The 17,204-nt window shown below is 57.1% G+C and carries 15 protein-coding genes and 1 riboswitch; of the genes, 6 read left to right on the forward strand and 9 right to left on the reverse strand.

Translation table 11 applies throughout. From position 1 onward, the window contains the following. Positions 1-17: 17 nt before the first annotated feature. Genes glyS through AC2FIZ_RS04960 form a run of 3 tightly spaced genes read right to left on the reverse strand, consistent with a single transcriptional unit; the run spans position 18 to position 4,027 of the window. The gene (glyS, locus tag AC2FIZ_RS04950) at positions 18-2,291 is read right to left on the reverse strand and encodes a glycine--tRNA ligase subunit beta (RefSeq protein ID WP_496790666.1); all 2,274 of its coding nucleotides are present in this window, start codon (positions 2,289-2,291) and stop codon (positions 18-20) included. A 9-nt stretch (positions 2,292-2,300) separates the two neighbouring features. After that, positions 2,301-3,503, reverse strand: coding sequence for a sodium/glutamate symporter (gene gltS, locus AC2FIZ_RS04955; RefSeq protein ID WP_496700057.1), 1,203 nt, complete (start codon positions 3,501-3,503; stop codon positions 2,301-2,303). Further along, on the reverse strand, positions 3,500-4,027 hold the full coding sequence (locus AC2FIZ_RS04960) for a DUF6446 family protein (protein WP_496695035.1): 528 nt from the start codon (positions 4,025-4,027) through the stop codon (positions 3,500-3,502). The genes gltS and AC2FIZ_RS04960 overlap by 4 nt, the downstream gene beginning before the upstream one ends. Before the next feature lie 92 nt (positions 4,028-4,119). Here AC2FIZ_RS04960 and AC2FIZ_RS04965 point away from each other — a divergent pair, with 92 nt between their 5' ends. After that, positions 4,120-4,752 (forward strand): MarC family protein, encoded by a 633-nt coding sequence (locus AC2FIZ_RS04965; protein WP_142634527.1) that lies wholly within the window; start codon positions 4,120-4,122, stop codon positions 4,750-4,752. An 8-nt stretch (positions 4,753-4,760) separates the two neighbouring features. On the opposite strand, the gene AC2FIZ_RS04970 is transcribed toward AC2FIZ_RS04965, so the two are convergent. Further along, positions 4,761-5,690: a glycine--tRNA ligase subunit alpha gene (locus AC2FIZ_RS04970; protein WP_281972405.1), complete on the reverse strand. Its 930-nt coding sequence runs from the start codon at positions 5,688-5,690 to the stop codon at positions 4,761-4,763. 204 nt (positions 5,691-5,894) lie between these two features. Here AC2FIZ_RS04970 and AC2FIZ_RS04975 point away from each other — a divergent pair, with 204 nt between their 5' ends. Beyond that, complete coding sequence (locus AC2FIZ_RS04975; protein ID WP_496687528.1) at positions 5,895-7,631, forward strand: serine protease; 1,737 nt, start codon at positions 5,895-5,897, stop codon at positions 7,629-7,631. A 45-nt stretch (positions 7,632-7,676) separates the two neighbouring features. Here AC2FIZ_RS04975 and AC2FIZ_RS04980 read toward each other — a convergent pair whose 3' ends face one another. The 5 genes from AC2FIZ_RS04980 to metZ all read right to left on the reverse strand — a co-directional run bounded on the left by AC2FIZ_RS04980 (position 7,677) and on the right by metZ (position 14,261). Further along, positions 7,677-9,260, reverse strand: coding sequence for a thiamine pyrophosphate-binding protein (locus AC2FIZ_RS04980; RefSeq protein ID WP_496790668.1), 1,584 nt, complete (start codon positions 9,258-9,260; stop codon positions 7,677-7,679). Then, positions 9,260-10,708, reverse strand: a complete 1,449-nt coding sequence (locus tag AC2FIZ_RS04985; RefSeq protein ID WP_496790669.1) for a TrkH family potassium uptake protein — start codon at positions 10,706-10,708, stop codon at positions 9,260-9,262. Before AC2FIZ_RS04985 ends, AC2FIZ_RS04980 begins: the two co-directional genes overlap by 1 nt. A 50-nt stretch (positions 10,709-10,758) precedes the next feature. After that, positions 10,759-11,520, reverse strand: coding sequence for a hypothetical protein (locus AC2FIZ_RS04990; RefSeq protein ID WP_496790670.1), 762 nt, complete (start codon positions 11,518-11,520; stop codon positions 10,759-10,761). Positions 11,521-11,795: 275 nt separating this feature from the next. Next, entirely contained in the window at positions 11,796-12,899 is a 1,104-nt protein-coding gene (gene folE2, locus AC2FIZ_RS04995) for a GTP cyclohydrolase FolE2 (RefSeq protein WP_142634540.1), read from the reverse strand. Positions 12,900-13,070: 171 nt separating this feature from the next. Next, positions 13,071-14,261 (reverse strand): O-succinylhomoserine sulfhydrylase, encoded by a 1,191-nt coding sequence (gene metZ, locus AC2FIZ_RS05000; RefSeq protein ID WP_281972300.1) that lies wholly within the window; start codon positions 14,259-14,261, stop codon positions 13,071-13,073. Positions 14,262-14,323: 62 nt separating this feature from the next. Beyond that, a riboswitch (SAM riboswitch) is annotated at positions 14,324-14,401 on the reverse strand. A 130-nt stretch (positions 14,402-14,531) separates the two neighbouring features. Here metZ and AC2FIZ_RS05005 point away from each other — a divergent pair. From AC2FIZ_RS05005 to AC2FIZ_RS05020, 4 genes are all read left to right on the forward strand, one after another. Beyond that, complete coding sequence (locus AC2FIZ_RS05005) at positions 14,532-15,221, forward strand: glutathione S-transferase N-terminal domain-containing protein (RefSeq protein WP_271946383.1); 690 nt, start codon at positions 14,532-14,534, stop codon at positions 15,219-15,221. Between the two features lie 60 nt (positions 15,222-15,281). Continuing rightward, positions 15,282-15,908 (forward strand): GNAT family N-acetyltransferase, encoded by a 627-nt coding sequence (locus AC2FIZ_RS05010; RefSeq protein WP_281994800.1) that lies wholly within the window; start codon positions 15,282-15,284, stop codon positions 15,906-15,908. A gap of 136 nt (positions 15,909-16,044) precedes the next feature. Further along, positions 16,045-16,368: a 2Fe-2S iron-sulfur cluster-binding protein gene (locus AC2FIZ_RS05015; protein WP_142634548.1), complete on the forward strand. Its 324-nt coding sequence runs from the start codon at positions 16,045-16,047 to the stop codon at positions 16,366-16,368. Next, entirely contained in the window at positions 16,368-17,123 is a 756-nt protein-coding gene (locus AC2FIZ_RS05020; protein WP_281994801.1) for an FG-GAP repeat domain-containing protein, read from the forward strand. The genes AC2FIZ_RS05015 and AC2FIZ_RS05020 overlap by 1 nt, the downstream gene beginning before the upstream one ends. The last annotated feature ends 81 nt before the right edge of the window (positions 17,124-17,204 follow it).

Raw genomic sequence — 17,204 nt, forward strand, 5'->3', positions numbered from 1 at the left:
CCCGTGGCGCAAGAGCGTTAACCTTCGATTCGGGCCAGATCGGCCACGCTGGAACAGACCTTCCTGATCTGGCTGAGCAGGTTCAGACGGTTGCGGCGCAGGATGTCATTGTCAGTATTGACCTGCACATCCTCAAAGAACGCATCCACCGGCCCGCGCAGCGCGGCCATGGCTGTCATCGCGGCCGGGAAATCCTCGGACGCCAGTGCTGTATCGATCTGCGCCTGCGCCTGATCCAATGCGGCAAACAGAGCCTTTTCGCTGTCCGTTTCGGCAAATTTCACATCCGCGCCATAAGAGTATTCCACCCCGTCCTTTTCCTCGGCCTGGGTCAGGATGTTATTGGCCCGCTTGAACCCCTGCACGAGGTTTTCGCCATCCTCGGTCGCAATCACCGCGTTCAGCGCGCGAGCGCGTTTGACCAGCAGGTTGAGGTCGTCATTGCCGTCAATAGCGATACAGGCGTCGATGATGTCGTGGCGGATGCCCTCGTCGCGGAGGAAGACCTTGAGGCGGTCGTGGAAGAAGGAGATGAGGTCGTCTGTATCATCCCAGATTTTAGTCAATCCTAGAGCTTCAACCATGGTTTTCAACGGGCTAATTTCCTCGATGGCCTTCTTAAGCATACCGGAAGCAGTCGTGGGGTTTCGGCGTTCTTTGTTCATCGCTTTGGCTAGCGAAAGCGGACTCATTTTGAGCTCATCTGCGACCTTGAGCACTCGCTGCTCTTGTTCCCGGCCTTCAGCCAAGTTTTTCTGCCGGGCTCGTTCTAGCAGACTAGAGGTGACAAGTTCTTCTAATTCTAGTTTCAGTCCGTTTTCCAAAACCAGCCGAATAACCCCCAACGCCGCACGACGCAGGGCAAAGGGGTCTTTCGACCCGGTCGGCTTCTCATCAATCGCCCAGAACCCAGTCAGCGTGTCCAGCTTATCGGCCAGCGCCACGGTCACCGAAAGCGGCGCGGTCGGCACGTCATCCGACGGACCCAGCGGCGAGTAATGTTCCTGCGCCACGGCGGCCACGGCGGCGTCTTCACCTGTGACTTCGATATAATACCGCCCCATAAGCCCCTGAAGTTCGGGGAATTCATAGACCATTTCCGAGTTCAGATCGGCCTTGGCCAGACGCGCGGCTTTCTCGGCCTGATCCGCATCTGCTCCGACTACTGGCGCCAGTTCGCGGGCTAGTGCTGCGATGCGGTCAATCCGTTCCGCCTGTGTGCCCAGCTTGTTGTGGAAGGTCACATTCTGCAGCGCGCGGGTCCACTGAGGCATATCCGACTTGGCAACGCGCAGGTCATTCTCCCAAAAGAATTTCGCATCCGCCAGACGCGCCGACAGCACCTTTTGGTTGCCCGCCAGAATGGTCGCGCCATTGTCGGCGGTCTCGCGGTTGGCAACGGTGATAAATCGTTCAATCCGGCCGGTTTTAGGGTTCTTCACAGAAAAGAACTTCTGGTGTTCCTTCATCGAGGTCTGCAGCACCTCAGGCGGCAGCTCCAGAAACTCTTCGTCAATCTGCCCCATCAGCACCACGGGCCATTCGACCAGCCCGGCCACCTCGGCTAGCAGACCCTTGTCGTCGACCACTTCCAGACCGGCGGCAAAAGCCATGTTCTGCGCGTCATTCCAAATATGTTCGGCGCGTTCCTCAGGCGATAGCACCACAAAAGCGCGTTTCAGCTTGGCGGCATAATCCTCAAACGACGTTACAGAAAACCGGTTCGGGGCCATAAAGCGGTGACCCTCGGTTGTGTCGCCGGATTTGATCCCTTCGACCTCAAGAGGCACGACCTGCGCGCCGGTCTCATCATTGAGGATGCACAGGATCGAATGCAGCGGACGCACCCAGCGCATCGGGCCACTGCCCCAGCGCATCGACTTGGGCCAGGGGAAATTGCGGATCGTCGCCTCAAGCACGTCGGCCACGATGTCAGCCGCCGGGCGGCCGGGCTTTTCGATCATCGCGAAATAGACCGCACCTTTGGGCGTTTCACGCTCTTCCAACTGGTCGCGGGTCAGGCCGGCGCCGCGCAGGAAGCCTTCGATGGCCTTATCGGGTGCGCCCACTTTCGGGCCTTTGCGTTCCTCGCGGATGGACGGGCTTTCGGCCAGCAAACCCTCGACCGCCAGCGTCAGGCGGCGGGGCGTGGTCAGAGAGGCGGCCCCGGCATAGGTCAGACCGGCCTCGACCAGACCATCGGTGATCCGCTTTTTCAGGTCTTCACCGGCACGGGTTTGCATGGGTGCAGGGATTTCCTCGGAAAACAGTTCGATCAGCAGGTCGGGCATAGTCGGTCCTTAGAAATTGACGATCGTCTGAATGACGATGGCATTGGCGATATCCACAAAGAATGCGGATACAAGGGGCAGTACGATAAAGGCAATAGGGGACGGGCCATATCGCTTGGTTACGGCGGTCATATTGGCGATGGCGGTGGGGGTCGCGCCCAGCGCAAACCCACCGAAGCCTGCGGCCAGAACCGCGGCGCGATATCCCGACCCCATCACCGGAAACAACACGTAGATAACGAAGATTACCGTAAAGGCGGTTTGTGCCGCCAGTACGACCAAAATGGTCACACCAAGTTCCGCAATCGTCCACAACTGCAGGCTCATCAGCGACATGGCCAGAAAGGTACCCAACGCAAGCTCTGAAACCAGCCCAAGCGCGGATGTGCGGCTGACGGGAACTGCATTCGGCCGCAACCAACTGCGCAGGTTGCCGATCAAAATGGCAATGATCAGACAAGGTACAAACAGGGGAAGTTTCAGGCCGGCCTCTGCGATCAGGACATTCACGCCATAGCCAATGATAATGGCAAGATGGAGGTACAGCATGACCCGCATCAGACCAAGCGGCGTAATATCGGGATAACGCTGTTCTTCGGTTGCGACACCAACTGTCAGTTCTTCGTTGGGGCGGTCGGGGGTCAGATTATAGCGTTCGACAAGATACTTGGCCACAGGACCGCCAACCACCGCGGCCAACACCAGACCCAATGTCGCCACTGCGACCCCCAACTCGGTCGCGCCTTCCAACCCAGTTACGGCACCAACGTCCGGCGCCCATGCGATGGCGGTTCCATGCCCGCCGATCAGTGCAGCTGATCCGAATAACACTCCGGATTGGGCAGGAAAACCAAATGCAACAGCCCCGACCGCACCAATGCCGTTTTGCATGATGATGGTGATCAATGTCAGAACCAACAGCAAAAACAGAGGTTTGCCGCCGGTAAGCAGATCCAGGAACCGGGCATTCAGGCCGATTGCCGCAAAAAACAGCACCAGCATGTAATCCCGCGTGGCCATCTCAAAATCGAATGAGATGCCTGTGGCCATGTATAATCCCAACATCACCAGCGCTGCGACCAACCCGCCGCTGACCGGTTCGGGTATGTTGAAGCGCTGAAGCAGCTTCACCTGCGTGTTCAACTCCGCCCCCAAAAGATAGACAGCTAGCCCCAACGTGGCGGCGATCATATCCGGGATGAGATAAGTCATTGCCCCGTTTCCGGTTGCTGCGGGCATTCCTCTCCGACGACCGTGCCGTCATAGGCCTTTTCCCCGCAGTTGTTCAGCGCGTGCCAAACATAGCCTTTTCCATCCTGGGTTACAGCGACGATCCGGTCCACGCCAAAGTGTATATTCTTAGCCCCGACAAAGGCCTGCGCCTGACCAGTCTGCAACGCGTTGGCAATCTCGATGGCATCGTAGCACTCAAACCATCCGGGCGCTGTCAACGGTTCGGGGTCATTGGCGGTCTGATAACCAGCCAGATCTGCTGGCGTCAGGTCAGTTTCAAAGCAGGCGCGGTATCGAATCGGAGAGCTGTCCGCATCAATCGCCTGAAAGTCCGTATAGGCGATGGTCTCGGGCTCATCTGCGCCGATTGCTAGCAAACGGACATCCTGTCCCGGCTTTGAGACCACTTCATAATAAAAGCCGTAAACTTGCAGATAGTACATGGCCCCACCAGCCAGAACAGCCGACCCAAGAAGGAGAATAGCAAGTAGTTTTCCGGTCATCGTTCGAGCATCCTATTCACGTGGCCTCTTTCATTGAGGTCGAAAATGGGCCAGTTTCCAACCTGATACAGGCTGACATTAGGGTAATGAAAATGGACACGACTCTCGCCGCAGGTTTTTTCGGCGCGCTTTTTGCGATCATGAACCCGATCACCAACTTGCCCGTTTTTCTGAGCGTGACTGATGGTCTGACCCCCGCAGATCAACGCAAGGTTGCGGTGAAAACCGTCACCTACTGTCTGATCCTGGGCGGTGCTTTTGCAGCCATTGGCAGCAAGACATTGGGACTGTTCGGCATCAGCGTCAATGATCTGCGCGTTGCGGGCGGTCTTGTTGTCCTGATGATCGGCCTGAACATGCTGAGCGGCACCGAGAGCACGGCGCATCACGGAACCGAAGGCGAAAAGAAATCTTATCCCGAGGCCGACACCGTCGCCTTTTATCCGTTGGCCTTTCCCATCCTCGTTGGGCCTGGCACAATCACGACGTTGATCCTCTATGCACATCAAATGTCCAAACCTATGGACGTCATACTCTATGCGGGCGTTTTTCTGGCAGTGCTGTTTTTGCTGTTCGTCACATTCTGGAACGCCGCGGCGCTGTCCAAGCGGCTTTCGGACAACGCTCGGGTGATCATGAGCCGCTTTATGGGTATGATCCTGTCTGCCATCGCAATCAGCATGATCGCGGACGGACTTAAAGTTCTGCTTCCCGGTTTGGCGTAACTGCCGCATCAGACCTCGTACCCGGCGGCTTCGGTCTGGACGAAGGCGTCGGCGCATTGCTTGGCCAAGGCGCGCACGCGTCCGATATAGGCCTGCCGTTCCGTCACCGAGATCACGCCACGCGCATCCAGCAGGTTAAAGATGTGCGACGCCTTGATGCACTGATCATAGGCCGGATGCGCCATGATGATGCGTTTGCCGGTCTTGGGATCGTCATGATCCTGCGCCAGAATGGTGGCACATTCAGCCTCGGCCTCTTTGAAATGGTCGAGCAGCACGTCGGTATTGGCCACGTCAAAGTTCCAGCGGGCATATTCTTCTTCGGTCTGTTTGAATATGTCACCATAGGTCAGCGGGCTGGGTGACTGCGGATCGTTGAAGGGCATGTCCATCACGTGATCAACACCCAGCACATACATCGCCAGCCGCTCCAACCCATAGGTCAATTCACCTGAAACCGGCGCGCAGTCATGGCCTCCGACCTGTTGAAAATAGGTGAACTGGCTGACTTCCATGCCGTCGCACCAGACCTCCCAGCCCAGGCCCCAGGCGCCCAGGGTTGGGCTTTCCCAGTCATCCTCGACAAACCGGATGTCATGCAGGTCCATGTCGATGCCGATTGCCTCAAGGCTGCCCAGATACAACGCCTGCAGGTCCGGCGGGCTAGGCTTGATCAACACCTGATACTGATAATAGTGCTGCAAGCGATTGGGGTTCTCGCCATAGCGCCCATCTGTTGGGCGGCGCGAGGGCTGTACATAAGCTGCGGCCCAGGACTTGGACCCCAACGCGCGCAAAGTAGTCGCGGGATGGAATGTCCCTGCCCCGACCTCCATGTCATAGGGCTGCAGAATGGCGCAGCCTTTTGACGCCCAATAGGTCTGAAGGCGCAGGATGATCTCCTGAAAAGAGCGAGGTGCGTTGGACTGAACGGTCATCACATTCCCTTTGGACGCCATTGCGCCCTGTTCCGGTGGGTTTTGCCCTTCCTATGCAAGGGGCCAAGGGGCGTCAACGGGACAGTGTGCCCGGGAAGCCACTGAGCGGCCAAACTGGAAATTCCCCGCATTCCAGGCATGGTGTTTCAACCCGCATATCGCGTACTCTTCATCGCAGAAAAACACCGCGGACACAGGCACACAATGAGACGCATACTAACGGTAATTTCAGTTCTTTTCCTTTTCGGCGTGCGGGCATCATTTGCGCAGCAAGACGGAGGTGTTTGGGTCCAGGTTGAGGCGCAGCCTTCGCTGCGTGAAGCCCAGGAACGCGCACAAGCCTATTCTGGCGCGTTGCCAGACGTGAATGGATTTCGCCTGAATTCGGGCTGGTATGCCATTGTTATCGGCCCGTATCTGCGCGGCGATGCCGAGCAAGTTCTGCGGGTGTACCGTGCAGAGGGGCAAATTCCAGCCGACAGCTTTATCGCCTTCTCGAACACTCTGGGGCAGCAGTTCTGGCCGGTCAGTGCGAATACTCAGGACCAGGCCGCTGTGACAGCGCCGGTCGCACCTGAACCGGAACAACCAGTGGCCGAGGCAACCCCGCAAATTGCCGATGAAACCAGATCACAGGCGCTGCAAAGCGAACGATTGCTGAGCGCGCAGGAGCGTATGGGCCTTCAAACCGCACTTCAGGCAGCCGGTTTCTACAATTCGACGATTGACGGTGCCTTTGGTCAGGGGACACGCCGCTCGATGGGCGACTGGCAAAGTTTCAACGGATACGAGGCGACCGGGGTTCTGACGACGGCACAGCGCAAGGCCCTGATGGATGACTATAACGCGCCACTAATCAGCGCCGGAATGCAGCGCTACACAGACCCACAGGCAGGTATCGAGATGGCCATGCCGCTGGGTGTGGTTGCATTCGACCGTTACGAGGCCCCCTTCGTGCATTTCAACGGCTCGACCGACCTGAATGCTCAGGCCCTGCTGATCAGTCAGGATGGCACCAAAGCAACCCTGCGGGCCCTTTTTGAAGTCATGCAGTCGCTGGAAATCGTTCCGCTTGAAGGCCCTCGCCAGCTGCGCGGTGACAGCTTTACGCTGGAAGGTCGCGGCAATGACATTGTATCCTATACCGAGGCCAAGCTGAAAGATGGTCAGATTAAAGGTTTTACCCTGGTCTGGCCCGAAGGGGACGAGGCGCGCCGTACCCGCGTTCTTGCCGCCATGAAAGCGGGCTTTAGCACCACTGATGCGGTTCTTAACGCCGCCGCCGGATCGGACGCTGTGCAAAGCATTGATCTTGTATCCGGCCTGCAGGTTCGCAAACCGCGCCTGTCACGCTCGGGGTTCTTTGCGGATGCCAAAGGCACCGTCCTGACCGTGACCGAGGCGGCAGATAGCTGCTCGCGGATCACGCTGGACGGCGCGCACGAGCTTGAGGTCGCCTCGACCGATCCCAATATCGGCATCGCCGTTCTGCGGCCAAGCCGCGACCTTTCCCCGATCAGCGTGGCCGAGTTCAGCAGCACCAAGCCGCGGATTCAGTCCGAGGTTGCGGTCTCCGGATTCTCGTATCAGGGCGTTTTGGGCGGTCCGACGCTGTCATATGGGCAGATCGCCGACCTGCGCGGCCTGAACGGTGAGGATGGCGTGAAGCGTCTGGCGCTGGCCACCCAACCCGGCGATGCAGGAGGCCCCGTGTTTGACGGCAACGGTCAGGTGGTCGGGATGCTTTTGCCGACCCCGACGAATGGGCGGACCCTGCCCGCCTCGGTCAGCCTGTCTGCCAATACAGAGAGCCTGAACAAGGCGCTGAGCAAGGCTGGGCTGGCAGGTCAATCCAGCGCCACCGCCGCCACGCAGGTCTCACCCAATGAGCTTAGCCGCCGGGCAAATGGGATGACTGTTCTGGTACAATGCTGGGATTGAGTTCGTAAAATCGCGCATTAACGCCGCCCATCCGGGCGGCGTTTTTTATTCTGCGCGCCATATGTCCGGAGTGATCCGGATCAATGTCGGCCCCTTAGCGGAAAACGCTTTTCGCACCGCAGACTGCATGTCTTCCAGTGTTGAGGGCGCGGCAGACAAGGCGCCGAATGCCTCGGCCAGTTTGCAAAAGTCTGGGTTACGCGCAACGACAGCATTCGGCGCGATCTGACTGCCCACCATGCTGTCTTCGATCTCTTTCAGCTTGCCATTGTCCCAAAGAATGATCGGCAGGGGCAAACCCAGCTCTACCGCCACGCCCAATTCCATCATCGTGTAGTGAAAGCCATAATCCCCAGCTATCACAGCAGTCGGCCTGCCCGGCCGCGCGATAGCGCCACCTATTCCAGCCGGCAACGCATAGCCCAGCGTGCCAAAGCCGTTCGGGTGGTGCCAATGATAGGGGAAAGGCATTTCCCACACCCCCTTGGCAACATAGGCGAACTGGGTCATGTCCGAATACACCATCACATCCGCTGGCATTGCCTTACGCAAGGCATCCAACACCGGGACAATTCCGGGCCGTTCTGCATCAATCTCGGCGCGCCATTTACTGCGGGCTTCGGAGACCTCATCCGAAGACCAGCCATTTGCCGGTTTGACATGATCAATAGACGCCCACATCGCGTGGGCAAAACTTTCGCCATCCGCCTGCAACTTGACCGATGCCCGATGATGGTCTGACAGGACCTGAGGGTCCAGATCAATGCGGATCATATTGGCCGTATGCCCCAGCGCATCGCGCCACAGATCGGCCTCACCCAGCTCGGCTCCGACGACCACCACAAGATCGGCGGAGGCGATGATCTGGGCGCTTTCGGGGCGAGACAAGGCAGCGCCAAAATCCAACGCATAATCCAACCCCACCATTCCACGCCCCGCATAGGTGGTGAAACAGGCCGCTCCGATCTGTGTCAGAATCTGCCGCCACAGGTTTGATCTTGCACCGCCTCCCAGAATGAACAGCGGCCTGCGCGCAATGTTCAGCATCGACAAGACCGGCGCGACGTCCGGCGGCAGAGCCTTTGTCCGCAAACCCGACTGGTTCGGGAATGGGGCCGGGTCAGCCTGTGCCTTAAGCTGCGAAATCGGCACCTGTATGTGCTTGGGTCTGGGGCGGCTCAGCGCGAACTCTTCGAAAGCACGTTCAACCAGGCCATAGGCGGCCGAAGCTGTACTAGCCTGCAACGACCAGTCCGCAACCGTTTCTCCGGCGGCACGTTGATCCTTCATCTGATGAAGCTGTCCCTGCAGCGCCTGATCATCATCAAGGCAGGAGGACAGCACCAGCATTGGCACCGAATCCGAATACCCCTGCCCCATGGGTGTCATGATGTTGCACAGCCCAGGCCCAGTGATCACATAGGCCACGCCAGGATTGCCGCTTGCACGCGCATATCCGTCCGCCATGAAACCGGCCCCCTGCTCGTGCCGCGCAAGAACATGGGTGATGCCTGCTTCTTCGATCCCGCGATACATCTCCTGATTATGAACGCCGGGGATACCAAAAATCACATCAACACCCCGATCCCGGAGCATGTGCGAGATTTGAGCGCCAAGTGGTCTTTTCATCAACTTCTCCAGAAATGGACTGTGAACAGCGCATAGACCGCGAGCAGTTCAAGCCGACCGACCAGCATCCCCGCAGATAGTAGCCATTTGGCTGTATCGCTGAGCCCGCTGAAATTACCCGCTGGTCCGATCTGATCCCCAAGGCCGGGACCAACATTGGCCAATGCTGTTGCTGCACCCGATACAGAGGTAATGAAATCCAGCCCGGTCAGCGCCAGCGCCCATGCCAGGAAGCCCAAAGACAATACGAAGAACATGAAAAAGCTCATGACCGAAGTCAGGACATCCGTTCCGATGGGACGCCCGTCATAGAGAGGCATGAATACCCCATGCGGTGAACGGATACGCCGGATTTGAGTTTTGATGGATGCAAACAGCAGTTGATAGCGGAAAATCTTGATCGAACAGGCAGTTGATCCTGCACACCCTCCGATCAGGCCAATCAGGAAGAACACCATGATCGGAAAACTGCCCCAACCCATATAATCGACGCTGGCATAACCGGTACCTGAAATGATCGACGTGATGTTGAACAGCGATTCCCGCACCGCCTGTTCCCAGTGATGCGGAAAGACAGAGGTCAAAAACACCGCCATGACGGCTACAAGAACCACGATCGTGGCCAAAAACGCCCGAATCTGACTGTCGCGGAACAGGGAGCCGGTGCTGCCATTGGCAAACTGAACATAACGCACAAATGGCAGGGCAGCGAGGATCATGAAAATCGACGCCGCATATTCCGCCGGGCCCGAAAAGGTGCCGAACGATGCATCATAGTTTGAAAACCCACCGGTCGAGATTGTGGTCATAGAATGAACCACGGCGTCAAAGAAACTCATGCCAAGGCCGGTGTAAACAAGCGCGCAGACCACGGTCAGGAACACGTAGATCAGGGAAATCTGGCCTGCGATTTCTTGCGCCCGCGGCAGGATCTTACCCATGGTTTCGAAACCTTCCGAACGGAAGATCTGCATTCCTCCGACCCGAAGCTCGGGCAGAAAAACCATTGCAACAACGATGATCCCGATACCGCCCAGCCATTGCAGCACACCGCGCCACAAAAGCAACCCCTGCGGCAGCCCGTCGAGCCCGGAAATCACGGTCGATCCCGTGGTCGTAAGGCCAGACATGGCCTCGAAATAGGCATCGACAAAGCGCAGCTCGGTTTCCCCGAACAGGAAAGGAATTGCCCCAAATAAAGGCAAAGCCACCCAAACGCCGGTCGTGAGCAGAAAGGTCTGACGGATCGTCAACCCTTCGCCAACGCCATTTGAGCAGCTCATAGCCAGAACAGCGCCCGTCAGTATTGTGATAACGCCACTTTCAAGAAACACATGCCATTCACCGCGGCCCTCGATCAGGTCCGCAAGCATGGGCAACATCATGGTCGCCCCAAGAATGGCGACCAACAGGCCAATCACATATCCTACCGGGCGCATGTCCGTCATGAGGCGCAGCGTTGGCGCGCCTGCACGACTGAGTCAAGCGGATGTCCCGATTACTTTTCGGTTTTGCCGCTCGAGACGGGCATCACGGGCGGTTTCGAAGGCGCGCGTGACCGGCGTGCAGCTGCCGCCTGTCCCGCCTGAGCCTTCGACGCGGCCGGATTTGCAGGTGCAGGTTTGGCGGTTGCAACCCGATCTGCCTTCACCTGGGACGCTGCCGGTTTAACAGCTGCGGTTTTTGCAACAGCAGCGTCGATCGCAGCGGCGGGAGCAGCAGTTTTTGCCACTGCAGGTCTGACTGCAGCAGGTTTAGCGGCTTCTACTTTGGGCGTTTCAGATTTGGCAGTTACGGTTTTGGTAACAGCAGGCTTTGCCGTAGCGGCTTTGGGGGCAGCGGGCCTAGCTGCGACTTTTGGGGCTGCGGCTTTTGCCACTGCAGGTTTTGCCACGGATTTGGTCTGTGCCTTTTTCGCACGCCCCGACGCTCTGGCTTTTGTCACAGGTTTCGCCAGGGCGGGCTTAGGCGATTCGGCCTTTGCCATGACTTCTGCCTTCTTCTGGACAGCCACTTTGACCTTTGCCGCAGGTTGCGGATCAGCATTGACCACAGGCATCGCCTGAGATTTGAACTCAGGTGCCTTCACGTCAGCAACAGTCTTTTCGGAGGCGACACGCAGAGCCTGAACCTGGACGAAGGGCAGTTCAATCGCAGAGTTGGTCAGAATTTGCATGATTTTCAAATGGTTGGTCATTGCCTCACCGGCAAATCGAATTGCCGCTGCCTGAAATTCAAATGGCTGGGTAAACGGGTTCATGAGGTTGTTCTCCTGTGAAAGTGATGCAACCCGCGAATGAGTAAAGAACCCTGCCCGCCCTGACTAAACGGGCGGATTACGTTGCCTTGCAGTCCTTGGCGTCGCACGTGCCGGCTTCCTGATTGAGTGAAATGATCACCAGAACAGTGACCACGAGATGGCTGCATTCAAGGATAGTTTACAGCAAGAACTTCGCGCTTGCAGCATTTATCGCTGCAATGCGGCGAAATTTCACCGCACCGGTACTTAATCAAGGTTTTACAAAAGTTTAGCGCCTATCCGACGTGAAACAATGTCGTAAACAGCCTCGGATCCAGACTGGAGGACACAAAGGTCGGGCCCTCAGTCAGAACAGAAACGGCATCATGGCTGTGCAGGCTTTCTTGATGGCTGGCGATCACGCGGAAATCGCCGATATGATGGTCGGCCAAAAGTTCGGCACAAAACAGGCGTGCCGCGTCTTCGACAAAAATCGGGTTTGCGGCGTTCAGCTCGGCAAATGCCTGCTCATCTTCACGTTTGACCATGACCTGCGTCTCGGTCGGCACCGCCCTGCGACACAGCGCAATCAGATCTTCGAACCAGAGGCAATCGGCATCGCAATCGACCGCAACCGATATCCGCGCAACCGAGCGCTGCGAATGCGGCGTCGCCAGTTGCCCTCGTGTAGACCGCGCATGCTCGCTGAGCTCCAGAGAACATGGGCACGTCGAGGAATACACATAATCCAGATGCATGATCTTTTGGCGCACGCCATTCTGTTCGACCAGTTCCAGCGCGATATCGTAATATTGATAGCCTTCCAGACCCGAACGCAGGCTTTGAGTCCTGTCCGGGTAGGAGAACCGCATCTGGATACGTGCGTCAAAGCTGTCCAGATCGGTCATATAGTCGTTCAGCGCAGCCTCGATCACCTCAAAGCTGAACGTGCGCTCGGCATGTTTGTAGAACGAACGCATGATACGGGACATGTTGATGCCCTTCTTTTCCGCATCAAGGCTGACAGTGCCAGTCACTGAGGTCTCCAGCGTCAGGTCGTCGCCCTGCTTGCGGTGAAACCGGATCGGCAGGCGGAAATTCGATATGCCAACATGTTGAATCTGTTGCTTTGCCCCACGGATCAGACTGGAAGGTCCATTCTGAAGGTCAGGCAACGAGGCGCGGTAGGCCTCATCCACAGCAAACCCCTCGGGGTAATGCCGCGACAGGGATGGGTAGTTGACCGGCAGGAGCCCCGGCACAAGCCGCGCGACAGCAGGATCAAGCTGACCAATTTCAGCCTCGGTCGCGTTCTCGGCCCATTTCCGCAGGGTTTTCAACGCTGCCGCGGCCTCATCATTGTTGGGGGCGTCATCAATGTCACGGGGATACACGTTCATCGATCAGGGCTCCTCGGGTTGGTCGCCGGACTATATATATGTTCGACGCGATTTCCAGTCTAATGGTATACGCGCCGAAACACAGCCCGGATCGAAACTTCGTGATGGGCGCATCATGCGCACAAGTCACAAACCGTTTTCGAACCATGCCTAACAGTTCAGCTGACGCCCCTATTGCTGAGAAACGTCCAATGCGCGCTTGATATCGGCAAGAAGATCATCGGCGTCTTCCAAACCGACCGAGAACCGGATGAGGCCCGGAGCAATGCCCAGCTCAACTTTTTGGTCGTCACTCAATCTTTGATGTGTGGTGGTTGCCGGGTGGGTGGCAATCGACTTGGCATCGCCCAGATTGTTCGAAATCACCGGAATCGTCAGGGTGTTAAGGAAGGAAAATGCCGCCTCTTTTCCGCCCTTGATATCTAACGACAGCACTGTCCCGCCTTTGCCGCCAAGCTGCGTTTGTATCAGATCATTCTGCGCATGAGACTTCAGACCGGGGTAAAGCGTCCGCTCCAACGCCGGATGGCCCTCTAGCGCCTCGGCAATCCTCTGGGCGGTTTCGGCCTGTGCGTTGACCCGCAAGGCCATGGTCTCAAGCCCTTTCAACATGATCCACGCGTTGAAGGGGCTAAGCGCGCCTCCGGTGTGTTTCATATAGGGCTCGACCGTACCACGGATGAACTCTTTGGTGCCGATGATGACACCACCCAGGGCGCGGCCCTGCCCGTCAATATGCTTGGTCGCCGAGTAGACAACCACGTCAGCCCCCTGAGCGATCGCGCGCGAGAAAACTGGGGTCGAGAACACATTGTCCACGATGACCGTTGCACCAACCGCATGGGCCAGAAGGGAAACGGCTGAGATGTCGATGACCTCAAGCGTCGGGTTGGACATGGATTCGAAGAAAACCGCTTTGGTGTCCGGGCGGATCGCAGCCTCCCATGCGTCAAGATCGGTACCGTCCACAAAGGTCACTTCAACCCCGAACCGGGTCAGCACGTTTTCCAGAATATACAGGCACGACCCGAACAGAGCCTTGGCAGAAACAACGTGGTCACCGGCTTGCAACATCGAAGTCAGTGCCGCATTCACCGCAGCCATTCCAGAGGCGGTGGCAAAAGCGTCTTCGCCCCCTTCCAGAGCCGCGATACGCTGTTCAAACATCGAAACTGTCGGGTTGCCATACCGAGCGTAAATGAACTCATCAGGGCCGGTTTCGATGAACCGCGCCTCGGCCTGCTCGGCCGTATCATAGACAAATCCCTGGGTCAGAAAGATCGCCTCGCTCACTTCGTTGTATTGGCTGCGGCGCGTGCCGCCATGGACGGCTTGTGTGCGCTTGTTCCAGCTCTCGCTCATGTCATTCCTTTCAGCCCCGCTTGGGAGGCAAACAAAAAACCCCAGACGCGGCCAAGCGAAAGGGGTCTTTCATCCTGACCTTTTAGCGGTGTTGTTTAACGTGGCCCGCAATCCGGTAACAAATCGCCACTTGATGAGGATGCATTTACGCCCCGTCCCAGATCACGTCAAGACCGGCTGCACCAAGGTCACGCTTTCGTAACACACCTGCGCGCCCTCTTGCCGAACGCGCTGAAACCTCCATGATCGCGTCCAGTTTGAGGAGATGACATGATCGATCTATATTTCTGGCCCACGCCCAACGGCTGGAAAGTGTCCATCGCTTTGGAAGAGATGGAGCTGCCCTATAAAACCCACCTGATCAACATCGGCCAAGGCGACCAGTTCGACCCCGAGTTCCTTAAAATCGCCCCCAATAACCGGATGCCCGCGATCGTCGATCCGAACGGACCCGGAGGGACGCCGGTATCTGTATTCGAAAGCGGCGCGATCCTGATGTATCTCGCCCGAAAAACCGGACGCTTCTATGGTGAAACTGAACGTGACCGGATCGCTGTCGAAGAATGGCTGATGTGGCAGATGGGCGGCATCGGCCCGATGGCGGGACAAGCACACCATTTCCTGAAATACGCACCTCAGCTGGACCCGCCGCAAGACCTGCCCTACCCCAAGGATCGCTACCGTGCCGAAGTCGGACGTCTTTACGGCGTTCTGGATCGCAGGCTGGCCGAGAACGAATATGTGGCCGGCAATTTCTATTCCATCGCCGACATGTCGATCTGGGGCTGGGCGAGCTTGTGGGAAGGGCAACAACAGGTGTTGGAAAACAAGCCTCACTTTACCCGCTGGTTGGAAACCGTAAGCTCTCGCCGCGGTGTGCAAGCGGGCCGCGCCTTGCATGCCGAGTTGCGCGGAGATCACCGTGACAGGCAATCGCAGGGCGTTTTGTTTAAACGATAAGCGAGGGTATTGTTTACACGGTATGTCGCATTTTCTGGATGCCAGAATCAGGAGTGAATTTTGACCGTCCTAGTACAACCGGCCTCCAAATCTGTTCCACCCGAGGCTCTCGCCGATCTTCTATGGAGCACAGATCCAAAACTAAACGGTTACATATTTGGAAAAATGGATGTCTTGCTTAAGATCATCGGAACAGAATGGCCCGCGCAACTAGGTTTGTATTCGTTCAAACATGCCTTCACGGCCATGCACCGTGGCAAAGTCGCCGGCCTCCTTATTGGGCATACAGAAGAAGAATATGCTGCGAATTTCGATTTTTCCGTCGATCATCAAGCTAATGCTCTTGGCGAAGATGAAGCCCGTCATCTAAAATCTGCCTTGCATTGGATGGATCGGTTGTTTCCCGCCCCGCGTCAAAACTCTTACTACATTCTCGAATTCGCTGTGAACCCAGACATGCAGGGTACAGGCATTGCCAGCCAACTCTTTGCAATAGCAACGAAACGGGCTTTGGCGGGTGGGTGCAATCAAATATGCCTTGATGTAGCTGCCAACAATGAAGCCGTTAGTTTTTATGAACATATTGGATTTAGCGTCGAAATTGAATCGCGCGTGCCCGTTTTGGACGACGAGCATGGAATAGGAATGCACCTGCACATGGTTCTAGAGATCGGTCAAAGCGACTGACATCGGTGCAGGCTCGATTGCAATATTGTCGATAAGAATATTCAGCCGCGACCGTTCATGTCGCAATTCCCACTGGAAACAGGCAACGCCCTTCACTAAGGAAGAAATCGACAATCGAAAAAGGAAGACGCACGCAATGGCAAAGATCACCTATGTCGAGCATGGCGGTACCGAGCACACTGTCGAGGTCGCCAACGGACTAACCGTCATGGAAGGAGCCCGTGACAACAACATTCCCGGCATCGAAGCGGATTGCGGCGGCGCCTGTGCCTGTTCGACCTGCCATGTCTATATCCACCCCGACTGGGTTGAGAAAATTCCCGGCAAGGATGACATGGAAGAAGACATGCTGGACTTTGCCTATGAGCCCGACCCTGCCCGTTCGCGCCTGACCTGCCAGATCAAAGTCACAGACGAGATGGATGGCCTGATCGTTCAGATGCCGGAAAAACAGATCTGATGCCCTGCAAAGCGCCGCGCCTACCCTACCGAACTTGGCAGGGTCAGGCCCGCGGCGCAGCGCTGACGTTGTGCTTCTGGCTGACGGGCCATGTCCCGCTGGCACTGGCAGAGACCGTCCCAGCCGCTCGTTTCACCGAGCCGACAACACGTTACGCCCACGGAGTTCTGGGTGATAACATCGAATATGGCGCGTTGGAACTGACTACCCAAAGCGGAAATGTGACCATCCGCCTTCCATCTGATCGCGTATTTGAAGATCTCGCTCCACGGCTTGTGGACGTGGATCAGGACGGGACCCCCGAGGTCATTGTCATTGAATCTCAGGATCAAACGGGCGCTCAGTTGGCCATCTATGATGCCAGAGGCGATAAAATCGCCGCAACTCCGCATATCGGTACCCGCTTTCGATGGCTTGCTCCGGTCGGGGCGGCGGATCTGGATGGGGATGGCAATATCGAAATCGCCTATGTCGACCGCCCTCATCTGGCCAAGACATTGCGCATTTGGCGCTTTGTCGACGGCGAATTAATCCAGATTGCCGCTCTACCAGGGCTGACAAATCATCGGATCGGCGAAGGTTTCATCACAGGGGGCCTGCGCGACTGTGGCAATGGCCCGGAACTGGTAGTCGCGTCTGCGGACTGGCGCGAAATTGTCAGCATCCGCTTTGACAATGGCTGGGTGCAGCATCTGGTCGCCCCCTTTAGCCCGAAAGCAATGACCTCTGCGCTTAACTGCGTACCCTCGCCCTGACTGCAGCCCGCGTCAGAGGGCTGCCCGGCCCAAGTCCATTGACGCTGCATCTCTGATGCAGTGGCTGAGCGCGGGAGCCGT

The organism is Ruegeria sp. CDSB022, assembly GCF_059611145.1.

What these genes read in the sequence shown, in the direction of transcription:
- AC2FIZ_RS05015 (WP_142634548.1), top strand. Translation starts at nt 16,045, where the DNA reads ATGGCAAAGATCACCTATGTCGAGCATGGCGGTACCGAGCACACTGTC.
- AC2FIZ_RS05020 (WP_281994801.1), top strand. Translation starts at nt 16,368, where the DNA reads ATGCCCTGCAAAGCGCCGCGCCTACCCTACCGAACTTGGCAGGGTCAG.
- metZ (WP_281972300.1), bottom strand. Translation starts at nt 14,261, where the DNA reads ATGAGCGAGAGCTGGAACAAGCGCACACAAGCCGTCCATGGCGGCACG.
- AC2FIZ_RS05005 (WP_271946383.1), top strand. Translation starts at nt 14,532, where the DNA reads ATGATCGATCTATATTTCTGGCCCACGCCCAACGGCTGGAAAGTGTCC.
- folE2 (WP_142634540.1), bottom strand. Translation starts at nt 12,899, where the DNA reads ATGAACGTGTATCCCCGTGACATTGATGACGCCCCCAACAATGATGAG.
- glyS (WP_496790666.1), bottom strand. Translation starts at nt 2,291, where the DNA reads ATGCCCGACCTGCTGATCGAACTGTTTTCCGAGGAAATCCCTGCACCC.
- gltS (WP_496700057.1), bottom strand. Translation starts at nt 3,503, where the DNA reads ATGACTTATCTCATCCCGGATATGATCGCCGCCACGTTGGGGCTAGCT.
- AC2FIZ_RS04990 (WP_496790670.1), bottom strand. Translation starts at nt 11,520, where the DNA reads ATGAACCCGTTTACCCAGCCATTTGAATTTCAGGCAGCGGCAATTCGA.
- AC2FIZ_RS04980 (WP_496790668.1), bottom strand. Translation starts at nt 9,260, where the DNA reads ATGAAAAGACCACTTGGCGCTCAAATCTCGCACATGCTCCGGGATCGG.
- AC2FIZ_RS04965 (WP_142634527.1), top strand. Translation starts at nt 4,120, where the DNA reads ATGGACACGACTCTCGCCGCAGGTTTTTTCGGCGCGCTTTTTGCGATC.
- AC2FIZ_RS04985 (WP_496790669.1), bottom strand. Translation starts at nt 10,708, where the DNA reads ATGACGGACATGCGCCCGGTAGGATATGTGATTGGCCTGTTGGTCGCC.
- AC2FIZ_RS04960 (WP_496695035.1), bottom strand. Translation starts at nt 4,027, where the DNA reads ATGACCGGAAAACTACTTGCTATTCTCCTTCTTGGGTCGGCTGTTCTG.
- AC2FIZ_RS04975 (WP_496687528.1), top strand. Translation starts at nt 5,895, where the DNA reads ATGAGACGCATACTAACGGTAATTTCAGTTCTTTTCCTTTTCGGCGTG.
- AC2FIZ_RS04970 (WP_281972405.1), bottom strand. Translation starts at nt 5,690, where the DNA reads ATGACCGTTCAGTCCAACGCACCTCGCTCTTTTCAGGAGATCATCCTG.